General features: G+C 69.0%; 11 protein-coding genes and 2 pseudogenes. 5 read left to right on the top strand and 8 right to left on the bottom strand.

Features of this window, described 5'->3' with window-relative positions; translation table 11 throughout:
• Window positions 1-142, top strand: a pseudogene (locus G3N98_RS22385) (VOC family protein); the annotation flags it as partial.
• Here the strand turns inward: G3N98_RS22385 and G3N98_RS22380 are convergent.
• Both G3N98_RS22380 and G3N98_RS22375 read right to left on the bottom strand, forming a co-directional pair.
• Window positions 124-1401 (bottom strand): annotated as a pseudogene (locus G3N98_RS22380) (FAD-linked oxidase C-terminal domain-containing protein); the annotation flags it as partial. The pseudogenes G3N98_RS22385 and G3N98_RS22380 overlap by 19 nt on opposite strands.
• A 41-nt stretch (window positions 1402-1442) precedes the next feature.
• Window positions 1443-2852, bottom strand: a complete 1410-nt coding sequence (locus tag G3N98_RS22375) for an FAD-linked oxidase C-terminal domain-containing protein (RefSeq protein ID WP_175240420.1) — start codon at window positions 2850-2852, stop codon at window positions 1443-1445.
• Window positions 2853-3025: 173 nt separating this feature from the next.
• Between G3N98_RS22375 and G3N98_RS22370 the strand changes: the two genes are divergently transcribed.
• Together G3N98_RS22370 and hmpA are read left to right on the top strand one after the other, a co-directional pair.
• A complete protein-coding gene (locus G3N98_RS22370) occupies window positions 3026-3577 on the top strand; it encodes a cob(I)yrinic acid a,c-diamide adenosyltransferase (RefSeq protein WP_206149252.1) in 552 nt (183 codons plus the stop codon).
• 92 nt (window positions 3578-3669) lie between these two features.
• Complete coding sequence (gene hmpA / locus G3N98_RS22365; protein ID WP_206149251.1) at window positions 3670-4878, top strand: NO-inducible flavohemoprotein; 1209 nt, start codon at window positions 3670-3672, stop codon at window positions 4876-4878.
• A gap of 72 nt (window positions 4879-4950) precedes the next feature.
• Here the strand turns inward: hmpA and G3N98_RS22360 are convergent, their stop codons facing one another.
• The 5 genes from G3N98_RS22360 to G3N98_RS22340 all read right to left on the bottom strand — a co-directional run bounded on the left by G3N98_RS22360 (window position 4951) and on the right by G3N98_RS22340 (window position 13463).
• A complete protein-coding gene (locus G3N98_RS22360; RefSeq protein WP_206149250.1) occupies window positions 4951-5220 on the bottom strand; it encodes a type II toxin-antitoxin system Phd/YefM family antitoxin in 270 nt (89 codons plus the stop codon).
• 123 nt (window positions 5221-5343) lie between these two features.
• Window positions 5344-6417 carry a 3-deoxy-7-phosphoheptulonate synthase AroG gene (aroG, locus tag G3N98_RS22355; RefSeq protein ID WP_089424547.1) on the bottom strand — a complete coding sequence of 358 codons (1074 nt, stop codon included), beginning with the start codon at window positions 6415-6417 and terminating at the stop codon, window positions 5344-5346.
• 403 nt (window positions 6418-6820) lie between these two features.
• Complete coding sequence (gene tldD, locus G3N98_RS22350; protein ID WP_039361365.1) at window positions 6821-8287, bottom strand: metalloprotease TldD; 1467 nt, start codon at window positions 8285-8287, stop codon at window positions 6821-6823.
• Window positions 8288-8372: 85 nt separating this feature from the next.
• On the bottom strand, window positions 8373-9200 hold the full coding sequence (locus G3N98_RS22345) for a carbon-nitrogen hydrolase family protein (RefSeq protein WP_206149249.1): 828 nt from the start codon (window positions 9198-9200) through the stop codon (window positions 8373-8375).
• Window positions 9201-9263: 63 nt separating this feature from the next.
• The gene (locus G3N98_RS22340; protein WP_206149248.1) at window positions 9264-13463 is read right to left on the bottom strand and encodes a YhdP family protein; all 4200 of its coding nucleotides are present in this window, start codon (window positions 13461-13463) and stop codon (window positions 9264-9266) included.
• 226 nt (window positions 13464-13689) lie between these two features.
• Between G3N98_RS22340 and glnE the strand changes: the two genes are divergently transcribed.
• Window positions 13690-16479, top strand: coding sequence for a bifunctional [glutamate--ammonia ligase]-adenylyl-L-tyrosine phosphorylase/[glutamate--ammonia-ligase] adenylyltransferase (gene glnE, locus G3N98_RS22335; protein WP_206149254.1), 2790 nt, complete (start codon window positions 13690-13692; stop codon window positions 16477-16479).
• 137 nt (window positions 16480-16616) lie between these two features.
• Window positions 16617-18860, top strand: a complete 2244-nt coding sequence (locus G3N98_RS22330) for a carbohydrate-binding protein (protein WP_241026031.1) — start codon at window positions 16617-16619, stop codon at window positions 18858-18860.
• 200 nt (window positions 18861-19060) lie between these two features.
• Here the strand turns inward: G3N98_RS22330 and recN are convergent, their stop codons facing one another.
• Window positions 19061-20710, bottom strand: coding sequence for a DNA repair protein RecN (gene recN / locus G3N98_RS22325; RefSeq protein WP_206149247.1), 1650 nt, complete (start codon window positions 20708-20710; stop codon window positions 19061-19063).
• Between the last annotated feature and the right edge of the window lie 9 nt (window positions 20711-20719).

Below are 20719 nucleotides of genomic sequence, written 5' to 3'. Positions count from 1 at the left end.
GTTCGATCCGCAGCAGCTGAAGCCGAGCGCGAACGGCGTGCTCGTCTACCTGAACGCCGGCGAATCGGTCGTCGCGGCGCTCGAACGCGCGAAGCGCGCGGGCGGCGTCGTGCAGGGCTCGGTCGTCACGCTCCCGCCGAATTCCACGCAGCATTCGAGGATTTCCGCGCCGAACTGCTCGGCGCGGTGCAGTTCGTCCGGATCGTTCGCGTTGTACAGGATCAGCGGATGCATGTTGCCGTCGCCCGCATGGAACACGTTGATGCAGCGCAGCCCGTAGCGCGTTTCGAGCTGCTCGATGCGCGCGAGCAGCGGGCCGATCGCGCGGCGCGGCACGGTGCCGTCCATGCAGTAATAGTCGGGCGAAATACGGCCGGCGGCCGGAAACGCGTTCTTGCGGCCCGACCAGTAGCGCAGCCGCTCGCTCTCGTTGCGCGATACCTGGATGCGTGTCGCGCCATGCTCGCGCAGCACGGCCGTCATCCGCACGATCTCTTCGGCGACTTCTTCCGGCGTGCCGTCAGATTCGCACAGCAGGATCGCCTTCGCGTCGAGGTCGTAGCCGGCATGCGTGAAGGACTCGACGGCCTGCGTGGCCGGCTTGTCCATCATTTCGAGCCCGGCCGGGATGATCCCCGACGCGATGATCGCCGCGACGGCCTCGCCGCCCTTGACGACGTCGTCGAAGCTCGCCATCACGAGCTGGGCCGTTTGCGGCTTCGGGATCAGTTTCACCGTGACCTCGGTGACGATCGCGAACATCCCTTCGCTGCCGATCATCACGGCGAGCAGGTCGAGGCCCGGCATGTCGAGCGCGAGCGAGCCGAATTCGACGATCTCGCCGTCGATCGTCACCGCACGCACGCGCATCACGTTGTGCACCGTCAGCCCGTATTTCAGGCAGTGGACGCCGCCGGAATTCTCCGCGACGTTGCCGCCGATCGTGCACGCGATCTGCGACGACGGATCGGGCGCGTAATACAGGCCGTACGGCGCGGCGGCTTCCGAGATCGCCAGGTTGCGCACGCCGGGCTGCACGGTTGCCGTGCGGGCATAAGGATCGACTTCGACGATGCGCGTGAAGCGCGCCAGCGACAGCACGACGCCGAGCGCCATCGGCAGCGCGCCGCCCGACAGGCTCGTGCCCGCGCCGCGCGGCACGATCGGCACTTCCATGCGGCGGCAGATCTGCACGATCCGCTGCACCTGCGATTCCGTTTCGGGCAGCGCGACCGCGAGCGGCAGGCGGCGGTACGCGGACAGGCCGTCGCATTCGTACGGCGCCGTGTCTTCGTCGCGGTACAGCAGGCAGTGCGTCGGCAGCACGGCCATCAGCGCCTGCACGACTTCGCGCTGACGCTGCGCGCGAGCCGCGCTCGACAGTTCGACGGGAGCGTTCATGGGGTCTCCTGCAGCAGGCGGCGCGGCATCGCGCCACCGTGTCAGCACGTGAAAATCTTGCCCGGATTCATCAGGTTGCGCGGATCGAGCGCGAGCTTGATCGCCCGCATCGTGTCGATCGCGTTGTCGCCGTGCTCCTTCGGCAGGAAGCGCATCTTGTGCAGCCCGACGCCATGCTCGCCCGTGCAGGTGCCGCCGAGGCGCAGCGCGCGCTCGACGATCCGGTCGTTGATGTGCTCGGCTTCGGCGATTTCCTCGGGTTTGTCGGGGTCGATCAGGATCGCGACGTGGAAATTGCCGTCGCCGACGTGGCCGACGATCGGGCAGGGCAGCGACGACGCGCGCAGGTCGACCTCGGTTTCCTCGACGCACGCGGCGAGCTGCGAGATCGGCACGCACACGTCGGTCGTCACCGCGCGGCAGCCGGGTTTCAACTGCAGCATCGCGAAATACGCGTTGTGACGGGCCGCCCAGAGCCGGCTGCGGTCCTCGGGGCGGGTGGCCCATTCGAAGCCCTGGCCGTTGTTCTGGCCGGCGAGCGCCTGCACGAGCTCGGCCTGTTCCTTCACGCCGGCCTCGGTGCCGTGGAATTCGAAGAACAGCGTCGGCGCTTCGGTGAGCGTCAGGTTCGAATGGCGGTTGATCGAGCGCACGGCGAGCGCATCGACGAATTCGACGCGCGCGATCGGCACGCCGATCTGGATCGTCTCGATCACGGTGCGCACCGCGTCGCCCATCGACGGGAACGTGCAGATCGCGGCGGATACGGCTTCGGGCAGCGGATGCAGGCGCAGCGTGATCTCGGTGATCACGCCGAGCGTGCCTTCGGAGCCGACGAACAGGCGCGTGAGGTCGTAGCCGGCCGACGACTTGCGGGCGCGCGAGCCGGTTTTCACCACGCGGCCGTCGGCGAGCACGGCGGTCAGGCCGAGCACGTTCTCGCGCATCGTGCCGTAGCGCACGGCGTTGGTCCCCGACGCGCGCGTGGCGGTCATCCCGCCGATGCTCGCGTCGGCGCCCGGGTCGATCGGGAAGAACAGGCCGGTGTCGCGCAGCGCTTCGTTGAGCGCCTTGCGCGTGATGCCCGGCTCGACCGTCACGGTCAGGTCTTCGGCGTTGATCGACAGCACGCGGTTCATTTCCGACAGGTCGAGCGAGACGCCGCCGCGCACCGCGAGCAGATGGCCCTCGAGCGACGAACCGGCGCCGTACGGGATCAGCGGGACGCTGTACAGCGAGCACAGCGACACGACTTCGCGCACGTCGTCCGCGCTGTGCGCGAATACGACGGCGTCGGGCAATTGCGGGTCGAACGGCGATTCGTCGCGGCCGTGATGGGTGCGGACGGCGTCGGCGGTCGACATGCGCTCGCCGAAGGCGGCGCGCAGCGCATCGAGCATGGCAGGGGGAAGGGGGCGGCGCGTGGCGGCCGGCTGGGCAGGGTGATTCACGTACGTCTCCTTGTCGATCCGGGTGAGTGCGTTGGCACCGGCCCGGCTCCCGTGCTGCAGGGTTTCGGCCCATTCTACGCTGTAACGCCCGCTGCGCCCGCCTCCGCGGGCTGCGATAATCGCGTTCGAACGCAACCGGGCCGCCTCGCGGCCACGCACGAGAGGATATTCGCATGGGCAACCGCTTGAGCAAGATCGCCACGCGCACGGGCGACGATGGCACCACCGGGCTCGGCGACGGCCGGCGTATCGGCAAGGACGACACGCGGATCGCCGCGATCGGCGACGTCGACGAACTGAACTCGAACCTCGGCGTGCTGCTCGCCGAAACGCTGCCGGACGGCATCCGCACGGCGCTCGTGACGATCCAGCACGACCTGTTCGATCTCGGCGGCGAACTGTGCATACCCGGCCATACCGTGCTCGACGACACGCATCTCGCGCGTCTCGACCGCTGGCTCGCCGACTACAACGCGACGCTGCCGCCGCTGAAGGAATTCATCCTGCCGGCCGGCTCGCGCGCGGCGTCGCTCGCGCACGTGTGCCGAACCGTATGCCGCCGCGCGGAGCGTTCGATCGTCGCGCTCGGGCGCACCGAGACGCTCAATGATGCGCCGCGGCGCTACGTGAACCGGCTGTCGGACCTGCTGTTCGTGCTGGCGCGCGTGCTGAACCGCACCGACGGCGGATCGGACGTGCTGTGGGAGCGCGGTCGCGTCCGCTGACCGTTTGCCCCTTTGACGCACTGCGACAATTTGCCCGAGGGGCGTCCATTTTTAAAGATGTATTGTGTGTGCATGTTTAACGGAGAACGAACATGACCCACATCACCGCTGACCAGATGGCTCGCGTGAAAGCCACTGCCCCTGTCCTCGCCGTGCACGGCGCGACGATCACGAAGCACTTCTACCAGCGCATGTTCGCGCGCCATCCGGAACTGAAGAACCTGTTCAACCAGACGCACCAGAAGACGGGCAGTCAGCCGGAAACGCTCGCGAAGGCCGTCTACGCGTATGCGGCGAACATCGACAACCTCGGCGCGCTGGGCGGCGCCGTGACCACGATTGCGCACAAGCACGCGAGCCTGAACATCCGCCCCGAGCATTACCCGATCGTCGGCGAGAACCTGCTCGCGTCGATCGTCGAAGTGCTGGGCGACGCGGTGGATGCCGAGACGCTCGAGGCATGGCGCGTCGCGTACGGCCAGCTCGCGCAGATCCTGATCGGCGTCGAGGCCGACCTGTACGCGGGCGCCGCGTGGAGCGGGTTCCGCCCGTTCAAGGTCGAGCGCAAGGTGCGCGAAAGCGACGAGATCACGTCGTTCTACCTGATGCCGGCCGACGGCGGCGCGGCGCCGACGTTCGAGCCGGGCCAGTACATCACCGTGAAGCGCTTCGTCGGCGACCTCGGCGTCGACCAGCCGCGCCAGTACAGCCTGTCCGACGCGCCGCACGGCAAGTGGCTGCGCATCTCGGTGAAGCGTGAAGCCGGCAAGCCGGAAGTCATTCCGGCCGGCAAGGTGTCGACGCTGATGCACGACGGCGTGGAAGAGGGCGCGATCGTCGAAGTGACCGCGCCGATGGGCGAATTCTCGCTGAAGCGTGGCGTCGAGACGCCGGTGGTGCTGATCTCCGGCGGTGTCGGCATCACGCCGATGATGTCGATGGCGTCGACGCTGATCGCCGAGGGCAGCCGGCGCGAAGTGCGGTTCGTCCATGCGTGTCGTTCGGGCGCGGTCCACGCGTTCCGCGACTGGCTGAACGATACGGTGCGCGACCATGCGAACGTCAAGCGCACGGTGGTGTACGAGCTGGCCGGCCCGAACGATCGCGCGGGCATCGACCACGACCTGGAAGGGCGCCTCACGCCGGAACGCGTGCAGCAGTACGCGCTGGTGACGGACGCCGACTACTACATCTGCGGCCCGATCGGGTTCATGAAGGCGCAGCGTGACGCGCTCGTCGCGCTGGGCGTCGCGCCGGAACGCGTGAATACCGAGATCTTCGGCTCGGGCGCGCTCGAGTGATGCGCGGGCGGATCGCCTCCCGCCAATGAGAGTGCCCGGCGGGAGCCGGGCTTTTTGTTGCGCGCAGCGTCTTTACGGTGGGAGTCGCGGCCCCGAGCTAGCCTCAAAGTCGGCGGCGATAGATCCATCGCTGGCGTTGAATGCCTTGACTGTCACCGAGATGTTCAGTCCGGCAAGCAACTGACGGGCTGCGCCGATTCGCCTTGGCGCTGCATAGGGAACGATCCGGGCGACTGGTCGGCCATTGCGAGTGATCACGACATCTGATTCGCGCCCAAATTCAAGAGATTCGACAAGGCTTGAGAGTTGCGATTTTGCATCGTGCATGTTGACGGTCGGCATGCCCACTTCCTGATTAGCTACATAACGCTGGCTAACGGGTCAACGCAAAATGAATACTCGTACGCTGGCCGCATGGCCAACCCGCCGGCAGGCGGGGTCATGCGGCCAGCCTGTTTGCGTCCGTCAGTTCCCGCTGCCGCGCGTGACGCGACGCGCCTTCACCGATTCCGCGAGGCCTTCGAGCACCTTCACGCTGTCGTCCCATGCGATGCACGCATCGGTGATGCTCTGGCCGTAGGTCAGCTCGCAGCCTTCCTTCAGGTCCTGGCGCCCCTCGACGAGATGCGACTCGATCATCACGCCGACGATGCGGGCGTCGCCGGCCGCGATCTGGCGGCCGATGTCGGCACAGACGGGGATCTGGTTCTCGTGCTTCTTCGAGCTGTTCGCGTGGCTCGCGTCGATCATCAGGCGCGCGGCGAGCCCGGCCTTGCCGATGTCCGCGCACGCGGCGTTCACGCTGTCCGCGTCGTAGTTCGGCGCCTTGCCGCCGCGCAGGATCACGTGGCAGTCCTCGTTGCCCGCCGTCGACACGATCGCCGAATGGCCGCCCTTCGTGACCGACAGGAAATGGTGCGGCTGCGAGGCGGCCTTGATCGCGTCGACCGCGATCTTCACGTTGCCGTCGGTGCCGTTCTTGAAGCCGACCGGGCACGACAGCCCCGACGCGAGCTCGCGGTGCACCTGCGATTCCGTCGTGCGCGCGCCGATCGCACCCCACGAGATCAGGTCGGCGATGTACTGCGGGCTGATCATGTCGAGGTATTCGGTCGCGGCCGGCAGCCCCATTTCGTTGATCTGCAGCAGCAGCTCGCGCGCGGTGCGCAGCCCTTCGTTGATCTTGAAGCTGTTGTCGAGGTGCGGATCGTTGATGAGGCCCTTCCAGCCGACCGTCGTGCGCGGCTTCTCGAAGTACACGCGCATCACGATTTCCAGTTCGCCCTTGAAGCGCTCGCGCTCCTTCACCAGCCGGCCCGCGTATTCGATCGCCGCCTTCGTGTCATGGATCGAGCACGGCCCGATGACGACGATCAGCCGGTCGTCCATCCCGTGCAGGATGCGGTGCATCGACTGGCGCGAGTTGTAGATCAGCTCGGACGCGGCTTCGGAGCACGCGAATTCGCGGATCAGGTGGGCGGGCGGCGTCAGTTCCTTGAGTTCGCGAATGCGGACGTCGTCGGTGTTGTGCGGGGGCATGCTGTTTCTCCTTGGTTCCGGGCGCGGTTCGGTCAGTGCGAGTGCGCGTGCGGCAGATTCATCAATTCAAGCGATTCAGTGGTTTCGGTCGGGGCCGCGGGACCGCTGCGGCGGCGACCGGGTGGCGAAGGGCGAAAAAAAACCGCCGGGTTCGCCGGCGGTTTTTTCGGGAATTTCGGTTGCGCTTTACGCGCCATCAACCCTCTCGATCCGCCAGCGGTCTGAGATACCAAAAAAAGTAAAAGTAAAACTTGGCGGACATGACGGAGATTCGGTTCGTCAAAAAAAGTTGATTCGGAATTTATACCCCGTCGCCGGTCGGCTGGCAACCGGGAGACGTCGAAAATGCGGACATTCCGCGCATTTTATTCAAAATGCGCGGAATGTCTGCGCCGCGATGCGGTTATGCCGTACCGCCGACCGTCATCCTGTCGATCCGCAGGGTCGGCTGGCCGACGCCGACCGGCACGCTCTGGCCTTCCTTGCCGCACACGCCAACACCTGAGTCGAGCGACATGTCGTTGCCGATCATGCTCACGTCCTTCAGCGATTCGGGGCCGCTGCCGATCAGCGTCGCGCCCTTCACCGGGTAGGTGATCTTGCCGTTCTCGATCATGTACGCCTCGGACGCCGAGAACACGAACTTGCCGTTCGTGATGTCGACCTGGCCGCCGCCGAAGTTCACCGCGTACAGGCCGTTCTTCACCGACGCGATGATTTCCTGCGGATCCTTGTCGCCGTTCAGCATGTACGTGTTCGTCATGCGCGGCATCGGCAGCGCCGCGTACGACTCGCGCCGTGCGTTGCCGGTAACCGGCATCTTCATCAGCCGCGCATTCAGCGTGTCCTGGATGTAGCCCTTCAGGATGCCGTCCTCGATCAGCGTCGTGCACTGCGTCGGGTTGCCTTCGTCGTCGATGTTCAGCGAGCCGCGGCGGTTCGGCAGCGTGCCGTCGTCGACGACGGTCACGCCCTTCGCGGCGACGCGCTCGCCGATCCGGCCCGCGAATGCCGACGAGCCCTTGCGGTTGAAGTCGCCCTCGAGGCCGTGGCCGATCGCCTCGTGCAGCAGCACGCCCGGCCAGCCCGGCCCGAGCACGACCGTCATCGCGCCGGCCGGCGCGGGGCGCGCATCGAGGTTCACGAGCGCCGCATGCACGGCGTCGTCGACGTAGCGCGACAGCACGTCGTCGGTGAAGTAGCCGTAGTCGAAGCGGCCGCCGCCGCCGCCGGAGCCGATCTCGCGGCGGCCGTTCTGCTCGGCGATCACCGTGACCGACACGCGCACGAGCGGGCGGATGTCGGCCGCGAGGGCGCCGTCGCTGCGGGCGACCAGCACGACGTCGTATTCGCCGGCGAGGCCCGCCATCACCTGCGTGATGCGCGGGTCGCGGCCGCGTGCCATCTGCTCGATGCGCTCGAGCAGCTTGACCTTGGCCGTCGCGTCGAGCGACGCGAGCGGATCGGACGGCAGGTACAGGTCGCGGCCCGAGATGCCCTTCAGCGACGATGCCGCCTTGATCTTCTGGCGGCCGCCGCCGGCCGCTGCGATCGCCTTGGTGGCGGCAGCGGCTTGCGCGATCGCTTCCGGCGACAGGTCGTCGGAATACGCGAACGCGGTGCGGTCGCCCGCGACCGCGCGCACGCCGACGCCCTGGTCGATGCTGAAGCTGCCCGATTTGACGATGCCTTCCTCGAGGCTCCACGCTTCGCTGCGGGTCGCCTGGAAGTACAGGTCCGCGTAGTCGACGCGATGCGTGAAGATGTCGGCGATCGTGCGCGTGAGCAGGCTTTCGTCGAGGCCGTACGGCGTGAGCAGGATGTCCTTCGCCAGCGCGAGGTTGCGGATGCCGGGTTCGATGATGTTCATGCGGATATCGGGGTTTCTCAAAAAGTTGTCGGGTGCTTCTGGGCAGATGGGTTGGCCGCGCGGCGTTTCAAGCGGCGCGGCGGATTCAGGTCAGCACGCGGTGCCGCCACGCGGGCAGGCTCTGGCGCACGTCGGCGATGCGTTGCGGATCGATCGCGCCGAGCACGACGCTGGCGCCCACGTCGCGGACCGCGACGATCTCGCCCCACGGGTCGATCAGCATGCTGTGGCCCCAGGTGCGCCGGCCGTTCTCGTGCTTGCCGCCTTGCGCGGCCGCGAGCACGTAGCACTGGTTCTCGACGGCCCGCGCGCGCAGCAGCGTTTCCCAGTGCGCGCGGCCCGTCGTATACGTAAACGCCGACGGGACGACGATCAGCGTGCAGTCGCCCATCCTGCGATACAGCTCCGGAAAGCGGAGATCGTAACAGACCGACAGGCCGACCCGCCCGAACGGCACGTCGAACGCGACGACCGTATCGCCCGCGCGGATCGTGCGCGCCTCGTCGAACGACTCGTCGCCTTTCTCGAAGTTGAACAGGTGGATCTTGTCGTAGCGTGCGGCTTCGTTGCCGGACGGATCGAACACGAGCGTCGTGTTGAGCACGCGATCGGGTTCCGGCGCCTTCAGCGGCAGCGTGCCGCCGATCACCCAGACGCCGTGGCGACGCGCGGCGTCCGCGAGGAAGCGCTGGATCGGGCCGTCCTGGTAGGGTTCGGCGAGCGCGAGCTTGTCGGTGTCGCGGTGGCCCATGAAGCAGAAATACTCGGGCAGCAGCACGAACTGCGCGCCTTCGCCGGCGGCTTCCGCGATCAGGCGGCGGGCTTCGGCGAGATTGCGCGCGACGTCCGGCGTGCTCACCATCTGCAGCGCGGCGACCTGGAAGGGCGTGGCGGAACGGGTGTGGTCGGTCATCGCAGGATCGGTTGCGTCATAAATGGGGTGCGGCCCGGCACCGTGCGCGATTCGACGCGCGGCTCAATGATTCGCCGCATCGGTCGGACCGTGATTCATCTTACCCTGATCGCCCCGCACCCGCTCGATGTGCGGGTGCGCCCACGAGCCGGTGATCGCGTAGTCGAGGGCGAACGCGCGCGACAGCGTTTCCGACAGCGCGTAGTTCGCGGCCAGCACGCCGACGCCGAGCAGCGGGTTGATGATGGCCGCGCCGATCGCGGCGGCGCCCGCGCTGATCTTCGGTGCGACGTGCGCGTGCAGGTCCTGCGTCTCGGCGCCGAGATCGACCGCGCCGCGCACGGAGACGTTCGCGGGCCCCGTCATCATCGAGAAGTCGTCGGTGCGGGCGATCCCGTTCGAGATCTGGCCGGTGCCGGTGATCTTGTCGAACGGCAGCCCCTTGCCGATCACGTCGCGGAAATTCAGCGTCAGGAAGCGCGCGAGGCTCTGCAGGCTCAGCACGCCGAGCAGCTTCGCGGCGCCCGGGTCGACCTTCAGGATCTGGCCGTGTTCGAGATCGATCGCGATCTGGCCGCCGAGCGACGGGAAGTCGAGCGCGGTCGGGCCGCCGCGCCAGCCGACCTTGCCGGTCACCGAGCCATGGCCGTCCGCCAGCGTGCGCGGCAGGCCGACGCGGTCGAGCAGCGCGCCCGCGTTGCCGATGTCGAGCTTGAAGTCGAACACAGTGCGGCGCGGTGCGTCGCTCTCGTCGGCGCCGCGGGCGAGCGCGCGGCGCGACGTGCGCCAGTTGCCGGTCGCCGTCAGCTTCGCGTCCGGGTTCGACAGCTCCAGCTTGTCGAGCTGCCAGACCGGCGTGCCGGCTTCGTCGATGTTGCGCGCGTTGACGACGAGGCGGCCGATGTCGTGGTTGCGCGCGACGACCTGGTCGACGATCAGGTCGATCGACGGCATCGGCCGGTCGGTCGGCGTCGGCAGGTTCATCGCGCGGCCGACGAGATCGTGCTGTGCGCTGTCGGGCACCACGAGCTTCGCGAGCCGCGCATTCAACACGCCCGCGCCGTTGTGGCCGCCGCCCGGCGCCCACGACAGGTAGCCCGACACCTGGTTCGACGCGATGTTCGCCTGCCACAGCTCGTCGACGTGAGACGCGCCGATGATCACGTTTTCCCAGTTGCGCTTGAGCAGCTTCAGCGTGCCGAAGTGGAGCGCGAAACGCTTCGGCGCGAAGCTCGCGAAATCGACGCGCGGCGCGGCCTGCGGCTCCGGCGCGCGCGGCGTGTCGGACTTCAGCGTATGGGCCAGCGCTAGCCACGCGTCGGCGTCCAGTTCGTTGACGTCGACGGCCGCGCTCACGCCGTCCTGCGGCATGTCGGGCATCCGGTGAATGCCCATCGCGCCGCGCACCGCGCGCAGCGGCTGGCCGCGCGTCGCGTCGAGCAGGTAGGTCGCGGACACGGGGCCGAGCGTCAGGTCGGCGTGCTCGAGACGCTTGCCGTCGGCCTGCGGCGCCGGCTGCAGCGTGAAGCTGAACGGCATCGGCGTGCCGGCCGCCTTCGCGAACGGCGCGGGGAAATTCAGCGCGACGCCGGTCAGGTCGGAATGCGCGCTGATGTCGGGCAGGCGGCCCGGCGCGCCGCGCACGGCGACCTTGTACGGCGCGTCGCCGACCACGTGCTCGAGCAGCGCGGCGGCCGGGCCGTGCAGGTTCAGGCCGCGTGCGGCGTCGAGTGCGAGCCGGCCGTCGACGTCCACCGTGTACGGCCCGTGCGACTGGAAGTTGCCGTTCGCGCGCACCGGGCCGCCGAGGAAGCGCCCCGACAGGTCGTGCAGCGACGCGCCGGCCTCGGTGAACCGGACACTGCCGCGCAGCGCGGACAGCGGCGGCACGCCGCTGGTCGTCAGCGTGTTGCCGCCGAATGCGAGCGCGCCTTCGACGTGCGTGTGCGGATGCGCGACGTGCTGCGGAATCGTGATCTTGAGCCCGAGCGACGCGGGCCCCTGCGCGTCGATCCGCTGGCCGATATGTCCGCTCATCGTGCCGAGCGAGCTGTTGTCCGCGTAGTCGATCAGGTCGGCGAGCGGGCCCTGCGCATGGCCGTCGATGATGAGCGGCGAGTGGCTCGGATTGCCGAGATCGTCGATGCGGCCGGTGACCTTCGTCAGCGCGACGCGCTTGTAGTGTGCGCGGTGGATGTCGAAGCGCAGCTTGTTCTGCGCGAGTTCGAATACGCCGTCGATCCCGTCGAGCGCCGGCCAGACGCTCGGCGTGCCGTTCGCGAGCTTGCGCGGCGGGTACGGCGTCGGTTCGAAGCGGCCGCCGGTGAACGGCGCGACGATGTGGAACACGCCGGCGTCCGGCTCGTGTTCGAACGGGAATTTCTCGAGCGGGCCACGGGCGACGATCGACGCGCCCTTGGTCACCTGGCCGTCCTGCAGCGCGTGGCCGAGATAGTCGCGCAGGTGTTCGGACATCCCGGTCGGCAGGTAGCGCGGGATGCGCGCCACCGACGCCCGGGCGAAATCGGCGCGCAGGTCGAGCGTGCCGCGGCCGTGGCCGGGGTTCGCGTACGAGCCCGACACCGCGATTTCGGCATCGGGGTTCGAGACGAACAGGTCGGGCAGCGATACGTCGACGCGCGCGTGCTTCTCGCCGGGCGCGGGCGTGATCGTCCATTTGGCATTGCCGCGCAGCCGGTCGAACGTCAGGCGCGGCTCGTCGAATTCGCCGGGCACCGTGACGGCCGCATTGACCGTGTCGAAATGCGCGGAGCCGCCCGTCTCGTTCGCGTCGACGCGGCCCCACAGGTTCTCGACACCCGGCCAGCCGGCGCGCGGGTGGCCGCGCGGTGAGAGCCCGGGCGGCGGTTCCTGCGCGGCGAAGCTGATGCCCTGGAGATCGCCGAGGAAGCGGTAGCGCACGATCGGCGCGGCGCCCGTGCGCCGCTCCTCGTCGGCGAGGTCGGCATGTGCGGGTTTCGCGCGCTCGACCTCGATGTGATAGTTCGACACCATCCCGCGCGGGTCAAGCTTGATCAGCTCGTTGCGCAGGCGTGCCGGCAGCGGCAGCCCGCGGATGAACTCGCTGAGGATGCCGAGATCGACGCGGTCGCCGACGACGCTCAACAACTGCCCCTGGTTCGCGGTCGGCACGCGGTAGCGGGCCGTCAGCGTCGACAGCGCGAGCGAGCGGGCGAGCGGCGTGCCGTCCGGCAGCGGCGGCTGGCCGAGCTCCGCGTTGAAGCGCGTCAGGTGCAGCGTGTAGTCGTGGCCGGCGTCGAGCTGCATGTCCCAGCCGAAGCCGACCGTCGGCACGTCGAGCCGCGGCTGCGTCGGGCGCACGCGCAGCGCGACGTCCGCGCCCTGCAGGTCGCCGCCCGCCGAATGCAGGTGGCCGTCGCCGAAGGTGGCCCAGATCGCGTTGTCGATCCGGCCCGCGTGGATCGTGAGCGGCATGTCGAGGTAGCGCGCCAGCGTCTGCAGGTCGACCGGGCCCGTCGACAGGTACGCGTCGCCCGTCCAGTTCGACGGCTTGCCGACCGGCGCGAGCGGCTTGTGCTTGAAGCGCGCACGGAAGTCGAGCGGGCCGAGCAGCAGCGTGCCGTTCGCGGGCGCCTGCAGCGCGGCCTTGTGCACCCGGCCGGCATTGAGCACCGCGAGCCGGATGCCCGACAGCACGAGCTCCGGCGCGTCATGCTGCGCGTCGCGCCAGCGCAGCGTGCCGCCGCGCAGCACGATCGCCTCCTGTTTCAGCAGCCACGTGCCGAACGTATCGTTGCCGCCGTGGGTGGTCGCCACGCCGACGCCCGCGATGCTCAGCGAGCCGTCGGCCGCCCGCGCGACGACCAGGTCGGGCTGGTCGACGATCAGGCTCGACAGCGCGGGCGACAGCCGCAGCAGCGACATCCACGACAGCGCGGCCGTCGCATGCGGCACCGACAGCGCGACCTTGCCGTCATGGCCGCGGATCGTCAGGTTCGTGAGCTCGACGCCCGGCTGCATGCCGGACCAGTTCGGGGAAAGCTTGCCGATTGAAAGCTGCGCGTGGAGCTTGTCGGACACCGCGCGTTCGATGCGCGGGCGGAATTCGTCGATGCGGGGCAGCAGGACGTAGCGCAGCCCGAGGAAGGTGCCGGACGCGATGAAGTAGGTGCCGATCCCGACTGCCAGCGTCACCCTGAACACGCGACGCAAGACCGGATGATCGTGCTTCGGAGGTCCCGCTTCGGGCGCAGCTACGGCGGATTCCTGACGGTCGGACATGCGGCGGACGGGCGGCGATATGGTAGTTTTGCAGACTGACGTTGAAATGTATCACACGGGTTCGTGCCGGCGGCCGATGCGGCAGCGCGGCACGGGCTTTCCGGCGCGCGGTTTCGCGACGGGCGCACCCGCCCCGCGATGCCGCGCCGAGTCCATGGAGCCGGTCGGGAGTGGGGCGCGCATGCGTTCCCGTGCCGGCCGGCCGTTCCGCCAGGCCCGCTTCTCGATGACCGACGCTTCCGCCCTGATCAGCACGTCCTATTCCCGTTACCTGGCCCGCGCGGCCGCCGCGCGACCCGCGCTCGTCGACCAGGTCGCCGCGTGGGCGGCCGCGCCGCTCGGTCGCGCGCAGCTCGACGCGCGCCTAACCGAACTGCTGGCAACGCCGGCCGGCGCCGCCGCGCCGACCGAGGAGCACCTGAAGCGCGCGCTGCGACAACTGCGCGCCGAGGCATTCGGCGCGGTGGCGGAGCGCGACCTGCGCGGGCTGGCGGACGTCGCCGAGGTGACGGGCGCGATGACCGATCTCGCGGAAGTGGCCGTGCAGCGCTCGCTCGCGCTGCTGTCGGCCGAGCTCGAGGCGCTGTACGGCGAGCCGCGCGGCGCCGACGGCCAGCGCGTCGTGCTCGGCGTGGTCGGGATGGGCAAGCTTGGCGGCCGCGAGCTGAACGTGTCGTCGGACATCGACCTGATCTTCGTCTACGAGGACGACGGCGAGACGACCGGCGGCGCGCGTTCGCCGCTGTCCACGCAGGAATACTTCACGCGGCTCGGCCGGCGGCTGATCGGCGTGTTGTCGGAAGTCACGGCCGACGGCTACGTGTTTCGCGTCGACATGCGGCTGCGTCCGAACGGCGATTCGGGGCCGCTCGTCTGCAGCCTCGGCATGCTCGAGGAGTATTTCTACGTGCAGGGGCGCGAGTGGGAGCGCTATGCGTGGATCAAGGGGCGGCTCGTGTCGGAAGGCGACAGCGACGCGGCGCAACGGCTGGCGTCGCAACTCGAGTCGCTCGTCAAGCCGTTCGTGTACCGCCGCTACCTCGACTTCGGCGTGATCGGCGCGATCCGCTCGCTGCACCAGCAGATCCGGCAGGAAGCCGCGCGCCGCGCGTCGATGCGGCCCGACAAGGCCGACGACATCAAGCTCGGACGCGGCGGGATCCGCGAGATCGAATTCAGTGCGCAGGTGTTCCAGCTGATCCGCGGCGGCCAGGATGCGGAATTCCGCGTGCGGCCGACGCTTGCGGTGCTGCGCCATGCGCAGGCGCGCGGGCTGATCGGCGAGGATGTGCGTGCGCGCCTGACCGAGGCCTACAACTTCCTGCGCACGCTCGAGCACCGTCTGCAGTACCGCAACGACGCGCAGACGCACGCGATGCCGGTCGAGCCGGACGAGCGCGCGGCGCTGGCCGCGTCGCTGGGCTTCGCCGACTATGCGGCGCTGATGACGGTGCTGGACGGCCACCGCACGTTCGTCGAAGCGCAGTTCGACCAGATTTTTGCCGACAAGGCGAGCGGCGCGCCCTGCGCGGCCGGCGACGACACGGCCGCCGCGTGGATCTGGAGCGGCGCGCTGGCCGACGACGGCGAGGACGACGCGCTGGTCGCGCGTCTCGACGGCCTCGGTTTTACGGATCCGGCCACCGTGCTCGCCCGGCTGCGCGCGATCTGGCAGTCGTCGCGCTACACGGGCCTGCCGGAAAAGAGCCGGCAGCGCTTCGACAGCGTCGCGCAGCGGGCGCTCGACGCCGCGCCGAACATCGACGCCGCGCGCCGCGACGATACGATCGTGCGCCTGTTCGACCTGCTCGAGACGGTCAGCCGGCGCGGTGTCTATCTCGCGCTGCTGACCGAATATCCGGCCGCGCTCGACCGCGTGCTGTCGGTGCTCGGTGCGACGCGCTGGGGCGGCGGCTACCTGATTCGCCATCCGCAACTGCTCGACGAACTGCTCGACGACGAGGCGATCGCGAGCCCGTTCGACTGGCCCGCGTTCAAGGACGCGCTGCGCGCGCGCCTCGCCGCGGCCGACGGCCCCGAGCAACAGATGGACCTGCTGCGGCACGCCCAGCACGCGGAGGTGTTCCGGATCCTGCTGATCGATCTGGCCGGGCAACTGTCGGTCGAGCACGTGAGCGACCGGCTGTCCGAGCTGGCCGACGCGGTGCTCGACGTGACGATCGAAGTCGTCTGGTCGCAGCTCGCGAAGCGCCATCGCGACGTGCCGAAGTTCGCGGTGATCGCGTATGGCAAGCTGGGCGGCAAGGAGCTCGGCTACGCGTCGGATCTCGACCTGATCTTCCTGTACGACGACGCCGACGAGCGTTCGGCGGACGTCTACACGACCTTCACGCGGCGCCTGATCACGTGGCTCACCACCGCGACCGGGGCGGGCGCGCTGTTCGACATCGACCTGCGGCTGCGGCCGAACGGCGAGGCCGGGCTGCTCGTCACCGATCTCGACGCGTTCCGCCGCTACCAGCTGCGCGAGGGCGACGCCGCGAATACCGCGTGGGTCTGGGAGCATCAGGCGCTGACGCGGGCCCGCTACAGCGCGGGCGACGCGCAGATCGGCGCGGACTTCGAGGCGATCCGCCAGCAGGTGCTGACGACGCCGCGCGACGGCGGCGTGCTCGCGAAGGAAATCGTCGACATGCGCGGCAAGGTGTTCGCCGGCCACCCGAACCAGACCGAGCTGTTCGACCTGAAGCACGATCGCGGCGGGATGGTCGACATCGAGTTCATCGTCCAGTACTGGGTGCTGCTGCACGCGTCGAGCGATGCCGAGCTGATCCGCAACACGGGCAACATCGCGCTGCTGCGCGAGGTCGCGCGCTTCGGGCTGATGGGCGAGGACGAGGCCGAGCGGGTCGGCGCGGCGTACCGCAAGTACCGGAAGCTGCAGCACAAGCTGCGGCTCGACGGGATGGAGAAGGCGCGGGTCGATCCGGCCGTGGTGGCCGACGAGCGGGCGGCCGTGACGGCGCTGTGGGAGCGGGTGTTCGGCGGAATCTGACCGCGGCACGCCGCGCGCGCCGCAGCGGCCGGCATTGAGATTCGTTTGAGATTGTTTGAGCGGAAGGGCGGGTATCGGAAGAATCCGGCTTTCCGTTCAACCGGTGCCGTGTGCGCCACAAGCGATCTCAACTCATCTTGAAACCTATCCGCTACTCTCTTGCCACGACGGCGCTGTCCGCGGCCGTCGCTGGACTGTTCTCCGTTTCCGCTGGTGCAGCGGAAACGGCTTCCACCCCGCTGAAGAACCTGTCGCGTGGCGATGGCCAGTGCCTGGCCTGGCAGCCGGCCGACAACGCGGCCGTGTTCGCGGCATGCGACGGCAGCGCCGCGCAGGACTGGACCTTCGAGCCGCGCGACGGCTTCCAGCGCATCATCAACGCCGGCGCGAGCGCGGCACGCGGCACGAAGATGTGCCTGCATTCGGCCACCGGCGACAACGGCATGGGGCGCGTGTCGGTCGGCGTCTGCAGCGAGGGCGACCAGACGATGCGCGACTGGCGGGCCGACATCGGCATCGACGGCCGCGTGTCGTTCGGCAACCGGTACCGGGTCAACACCGGCCGATCCAACGAAGTGCTGGCGCCGCGGGAAGGGAGCGCCGGCGTCGCGATGCAGAACCTGCGCGGCCAGCCGGCGTCGGTCTGGCGGTCGTCCGCATCGATCGCGCCGTCGCAGCGCCCGCTGCTCGGCGACAAGTCGGCGTTGCTGATGATCACGCACTTCAACGATTCCCAACCGGCCGATAGCGAAGTGGTGCGCAAGGCGGTGTTCGGCGACGGCGACGACTATTCGTCGCTGCGGCGTTATGTCGAGGTCGCGTCGCACGGCAAGCTGACGTTGCATGGTCAGACGCTCGACAGCGTCAACCTGGGCGACCGCCCGGGCAGTTGCGATTCCGGCGCGCTGCGCGCGGCGGCGCGCAGCGCGGCGTTCGCCCGCGGTGTGAACCCGGACAAGTTCGACTACCTGTTCGTCGAACTGCCGAAAATGAGCAGCTGCGACTGGGCCGGCCTGGCGGCGATGCCCGGCAACTGGATCCTGTCGAACGCGAGCGGCCAGGGTTACTGGATGTGGTCCCACGAATTCGGTCACAGCCTGGGCGCGCGGCATCCGGGCTCGCTCGTCAACTGCCCGACGCCGGGCGGCACGGTCGAGGTGGGCAGCGCGTGCCGTGCGGGTGGAGTCGACGATCCGTCCGACACGATGGGCGGCGGTGGCCGGCGTTTGTATCCGGCGAGCTACCAGTTGCTCAGAGGCTGGCTGACCGAAGCCGACGTGCCCGAGATCAAGGGCGAGGGCACGTACCAACTCGCGCCGCTGTGGGGCAAAGCGTCGGGTGCGAAGGCGTACCGTCTGGCGCGCGCCGACGGCTCGACGCTGTGGCTCGAGTTTCGCCAGCCGCAGCCCGGCTTCGACAACTGGAAGTCCGACGACCCGTTCGTCAATGGCGTGATCGTGCGAACCGTCGCACACGCCGGCAATGTGCTGGCCAATACGCTGGTCGATGCGACGCCGGGCAGTGCGCAGGGCATGAAGGACGCGCCGCTGATGCCGGGTCATGCGTTGCACGACACGCTGTCGGGCAAGATCGTCACCGTCAAGTCGGTCGGGCCGAACGGCGCGGTGGTCGAGGTGAAGAACGACGGGGTGCTGCTGCCGCAGGCGGCCGTCATCGGCCCGCAACAGGCGAACGCGGGCGCGACGGTCGTGTTGTCGGGCGCGTCGTCGATCGGCGAGCAGTTGCGCCATGCGTGGACGGCCCCGGCCGGCATCGATGCGAAACCGAACGGCGCGGAACTGAAGTTCGTTGCACCCGCGCTTGGACAGGACCGCGATTACGCCTTCGATCTGACCGTGACCAATGACAAGGGCTACACGGCGCAGGCGTCGCATGTCGTCAAGGTGAAGGCGCAGGAAATCGTCCCGCCGCCGCGGGCCGCGATCAGCGGGCCGGCGACGGTCGACGGTGGCGCGACCGTTGCGTTGTCCGGCGCAGGGTCGACCGGCAAGGGGCTGAAGTATGCGTGGACCGCGCCGGCAGGACTCGCGATCGACCAGCAGGGTGCGAATGCGTCGTTCGTTGCGCCGAAGGCGACGCAGGCGCAGCGCTACGACGTGAAGCTGACCGTGACCGATGCGCAGAACCGCAGTGCGGTGGCGACGCATGGCGTCATGGTGCGTGCCGACGTGGCCACGGGCGCGCCGGCCTGGGACAAGAAGAAGACCTACGCGACGCCGTGCCACGAGGTCAGCCACGCCGGCAAGACCTGGCTCAACGGCTGGTGGGTGCTCGGCGATGTGCCGGGGACGGGCGGTGAGTGGGGCGCATGGCGCGAGAAGGGTGTCGCGAACATGCATGCGATGTGCAAGGGCAAGTAGGCACGGCGAGGTGCCGGCGCGGGCGACCGCGCTGGCGCGTGCCGCGTGCCGTTCGATCTGGTGCCACCCGGTCGGTTCGTCGTGCCGCGAAGCGCGTCGGATAAGTCGGAACCTATCAAAAGGCCGCTCCGGTATTACCCGGAACGGCCTTTTTTACGTTTTCACGTTGGCCGAGCGTGCTGTTTCGCGTATCCGATGCCTTATGCGGCGAGCATTTCCTTCGCGTGCTTGCGCGTGGTCGCCGTGATCTCGAGCCCGCCGAGCATCCGCGCGACTTCCTCGATCCGGTTGGCGCGGTCGAGCGCGACGACGGTCGACACCGTACCGCCACGGTCGTCGGCGCCTTTTGCGACCTGGTAGTGGTGATCACCGCGCGCGGCGACCTGCGGCAGGTGCGTCACGCACAGCACCTGGCGATCGCGCCCGAGCTGGTGCAGCAGGCGGCCGACCACTTCGGCGACGCCGCCGCCGATCCCCGTATCGACTTCGTCGAAGATCAGCGTCGGCGTCGGGCTTGCCGCGCTGGCGATCACCGCGAGCGCGAGGCTGATCCGCGCGAGCTCGCCGCCCGACGCCACCTTCGCGAGCGGCCGCAGCGGCACGCCGGGGTGCCCGGCGACCCGGAATTCGACCTGCTCGAGCCCGTGCGGGCCGCCGTCGGCGAGCGGCACGAGCGCGACCTCGAAGCTCCCGCCCGCCATCGACAGTTCCTGCATGCCGGCCGTGACGGCCGTGCCGAGCGCCTTGGCGGCCTGCGCGCGTGCCTTGGACAGGTGTTTGGCGTCGGCGAGATAGGCTTCCCGCGCCTTGGCCTGCGCCGCCACGAGCGCGCCGAGATCGGCCGCCGCATCGAGCGCGGCGAGCTGCGCGCGGCGTGCCGCGTGTTCTTCGTGCAGCGTGTCGGGCGGCAAGCGGAACTTGCGCGCGGTCGAGTGCAGCGCATCGAGACGCGTTTCGACCTGCGCGAGCCGTTCGGGATCGAGATCGACGCGCTGCGCATAGTGCTGCAGCGAATAGACGGCTTCCTGCAACTGGATCTCGGCCGGTTCGAGCGACGCGAGCGCGTCGCCGAGCGAGGTGTCGTAGTCGGCGAGGCTGCGCAGCTTCGACACGATCGCGCCGAGCTGCGCGAGCATCGCGTCGTCGGACTCCGACAGCGCGTTGAGCGCACCGCGCACGCCTTCGATCAGGTTCGCCGAATGCGACAGGCGCTTGTGTTCGTTGCTGACTTCGTCCCATTCGCCGGGCTGCGGCGCGAGCTTGTCGAGTTCGGCGAGCTGCCAGGCGAGCTTTTCGCGTTCGAGCTGCAGCTCGCGCTCGTGCGCTTTTGCAGCGTCGATCGCCTGCGTCGCGTCGCGCCACACGCGCCATGCGCGCGCGACGTTCGCGGCCTCGGCGACGAGCCCCGCGTGCGTATCGAACAGCTCGCGCTGCGCATCCGGCCGCATCAGCAGCTGGTGCGCATGCTGGCCGTGGATGTCGACGAGCATCTCGCCGAGCTCGCGCAGCTGCGCGAGCGTCGCGCTGGTGCCGTTGATGAACGCGCGCGACCGGCCGTTCGCATCGATCACGCGGCGCAGCATCACGGTGTCCTCGGTGTCGAACGCGTGTTCGTCGAGCCAGCGCGCGACGCGGTCGTGCGGCGTGAACTCGGCGGTGATGTCGGCGCGGCTGCAGCCGGTGCGCACGACGCTCGCGTCGGCACGTTCGCCGAGCGCGAGGGCGAGGGCGTCGATCAGGATCGATTTCCCGGCGCCGGTTTCACCGGAAAAGACGGAAAAGCCGCTGTCGAATTCGAGATCGAGCGCGGCGACGATGACGAAGTCGCGGATCGAGAGGTGGCGGAGCATGGTGTCGGG

It is taken from the genome of Burkholderia sp. Tr-20390, assembly GCF_017104595.1.
GTDB lineage: Bacteria > Pseudomonadota > Gammaproteobacteria > Burkholderiales > Burkholderiaceae > Burkholderia.
Note: the sequence above shows the minus strand (reverse complement) of the source record. Positions and strands in the feature narration are given on the sequence as shown.

Bases quoted from the DNA above. Each gene is read 5' to 3' on its own strand.
- G3N98_RS22370 (WP_206149252.1), top strand. From the start codon at position 3,026: ATGGGCAACCGCTTGAGCAAGATCGCCACGCGCACGGGCGACGATGGC.
- hmpA (WP_206149251.1), top strand. From the start codon at position 3,670: ATGACCCACATCACCGCTGACCAGATGGCTCGCGTGAAAGCCACTGCC.
- G3N98_RS22360 (WP_206149250.1), bottom strand. From the start codon at position 5,220: ATGCCGACCGTCAACATGCACGATGCAAAATCGCAACTCTCAAGCCTT.
- aroG (WP_089424547.1), bottom strand. From the start codon at position 6,417: ATGCCCCCGCACAACACCGACGACGTCCGCATTCGCGAACTCAAGGAA.
- tldD (WP_039361365.1), bottom strand. From the start codon at position 8,287: ATGAACATCATCGAACCCGGCATCCGCAACCTCGCGCTGGCGAAGGAC.
- G3N98_RS22345 (WP_206149249.1), bottom strand. From the start codon at position 9,200: ATGACCGACCACACCCGTTCCGCCACGCCCTTCCAGGTCGCCGCGCTG.
- G3N98_RS22340 (WP_206149248.1), bottom strand. From the start codon at position 13,463: ATGTCCGACCGTCAGGAATCCGCCGTAGCTGCGCCCGAAGCGGGACCT.
- glnE (WP_206149254.1), top strand. From the start codon at position 13,690: ATGACCGACGCTTCCGCCCTGATCAGCACGTCCTATTCCCGTTACCTG.
- recN (WP_206149247.1), bottom strand. From the start codon at position 20,710: ATGCTCCGCCACCTCTCGATCCGCGACTTCGTCATCGTCGCCGCGCTC.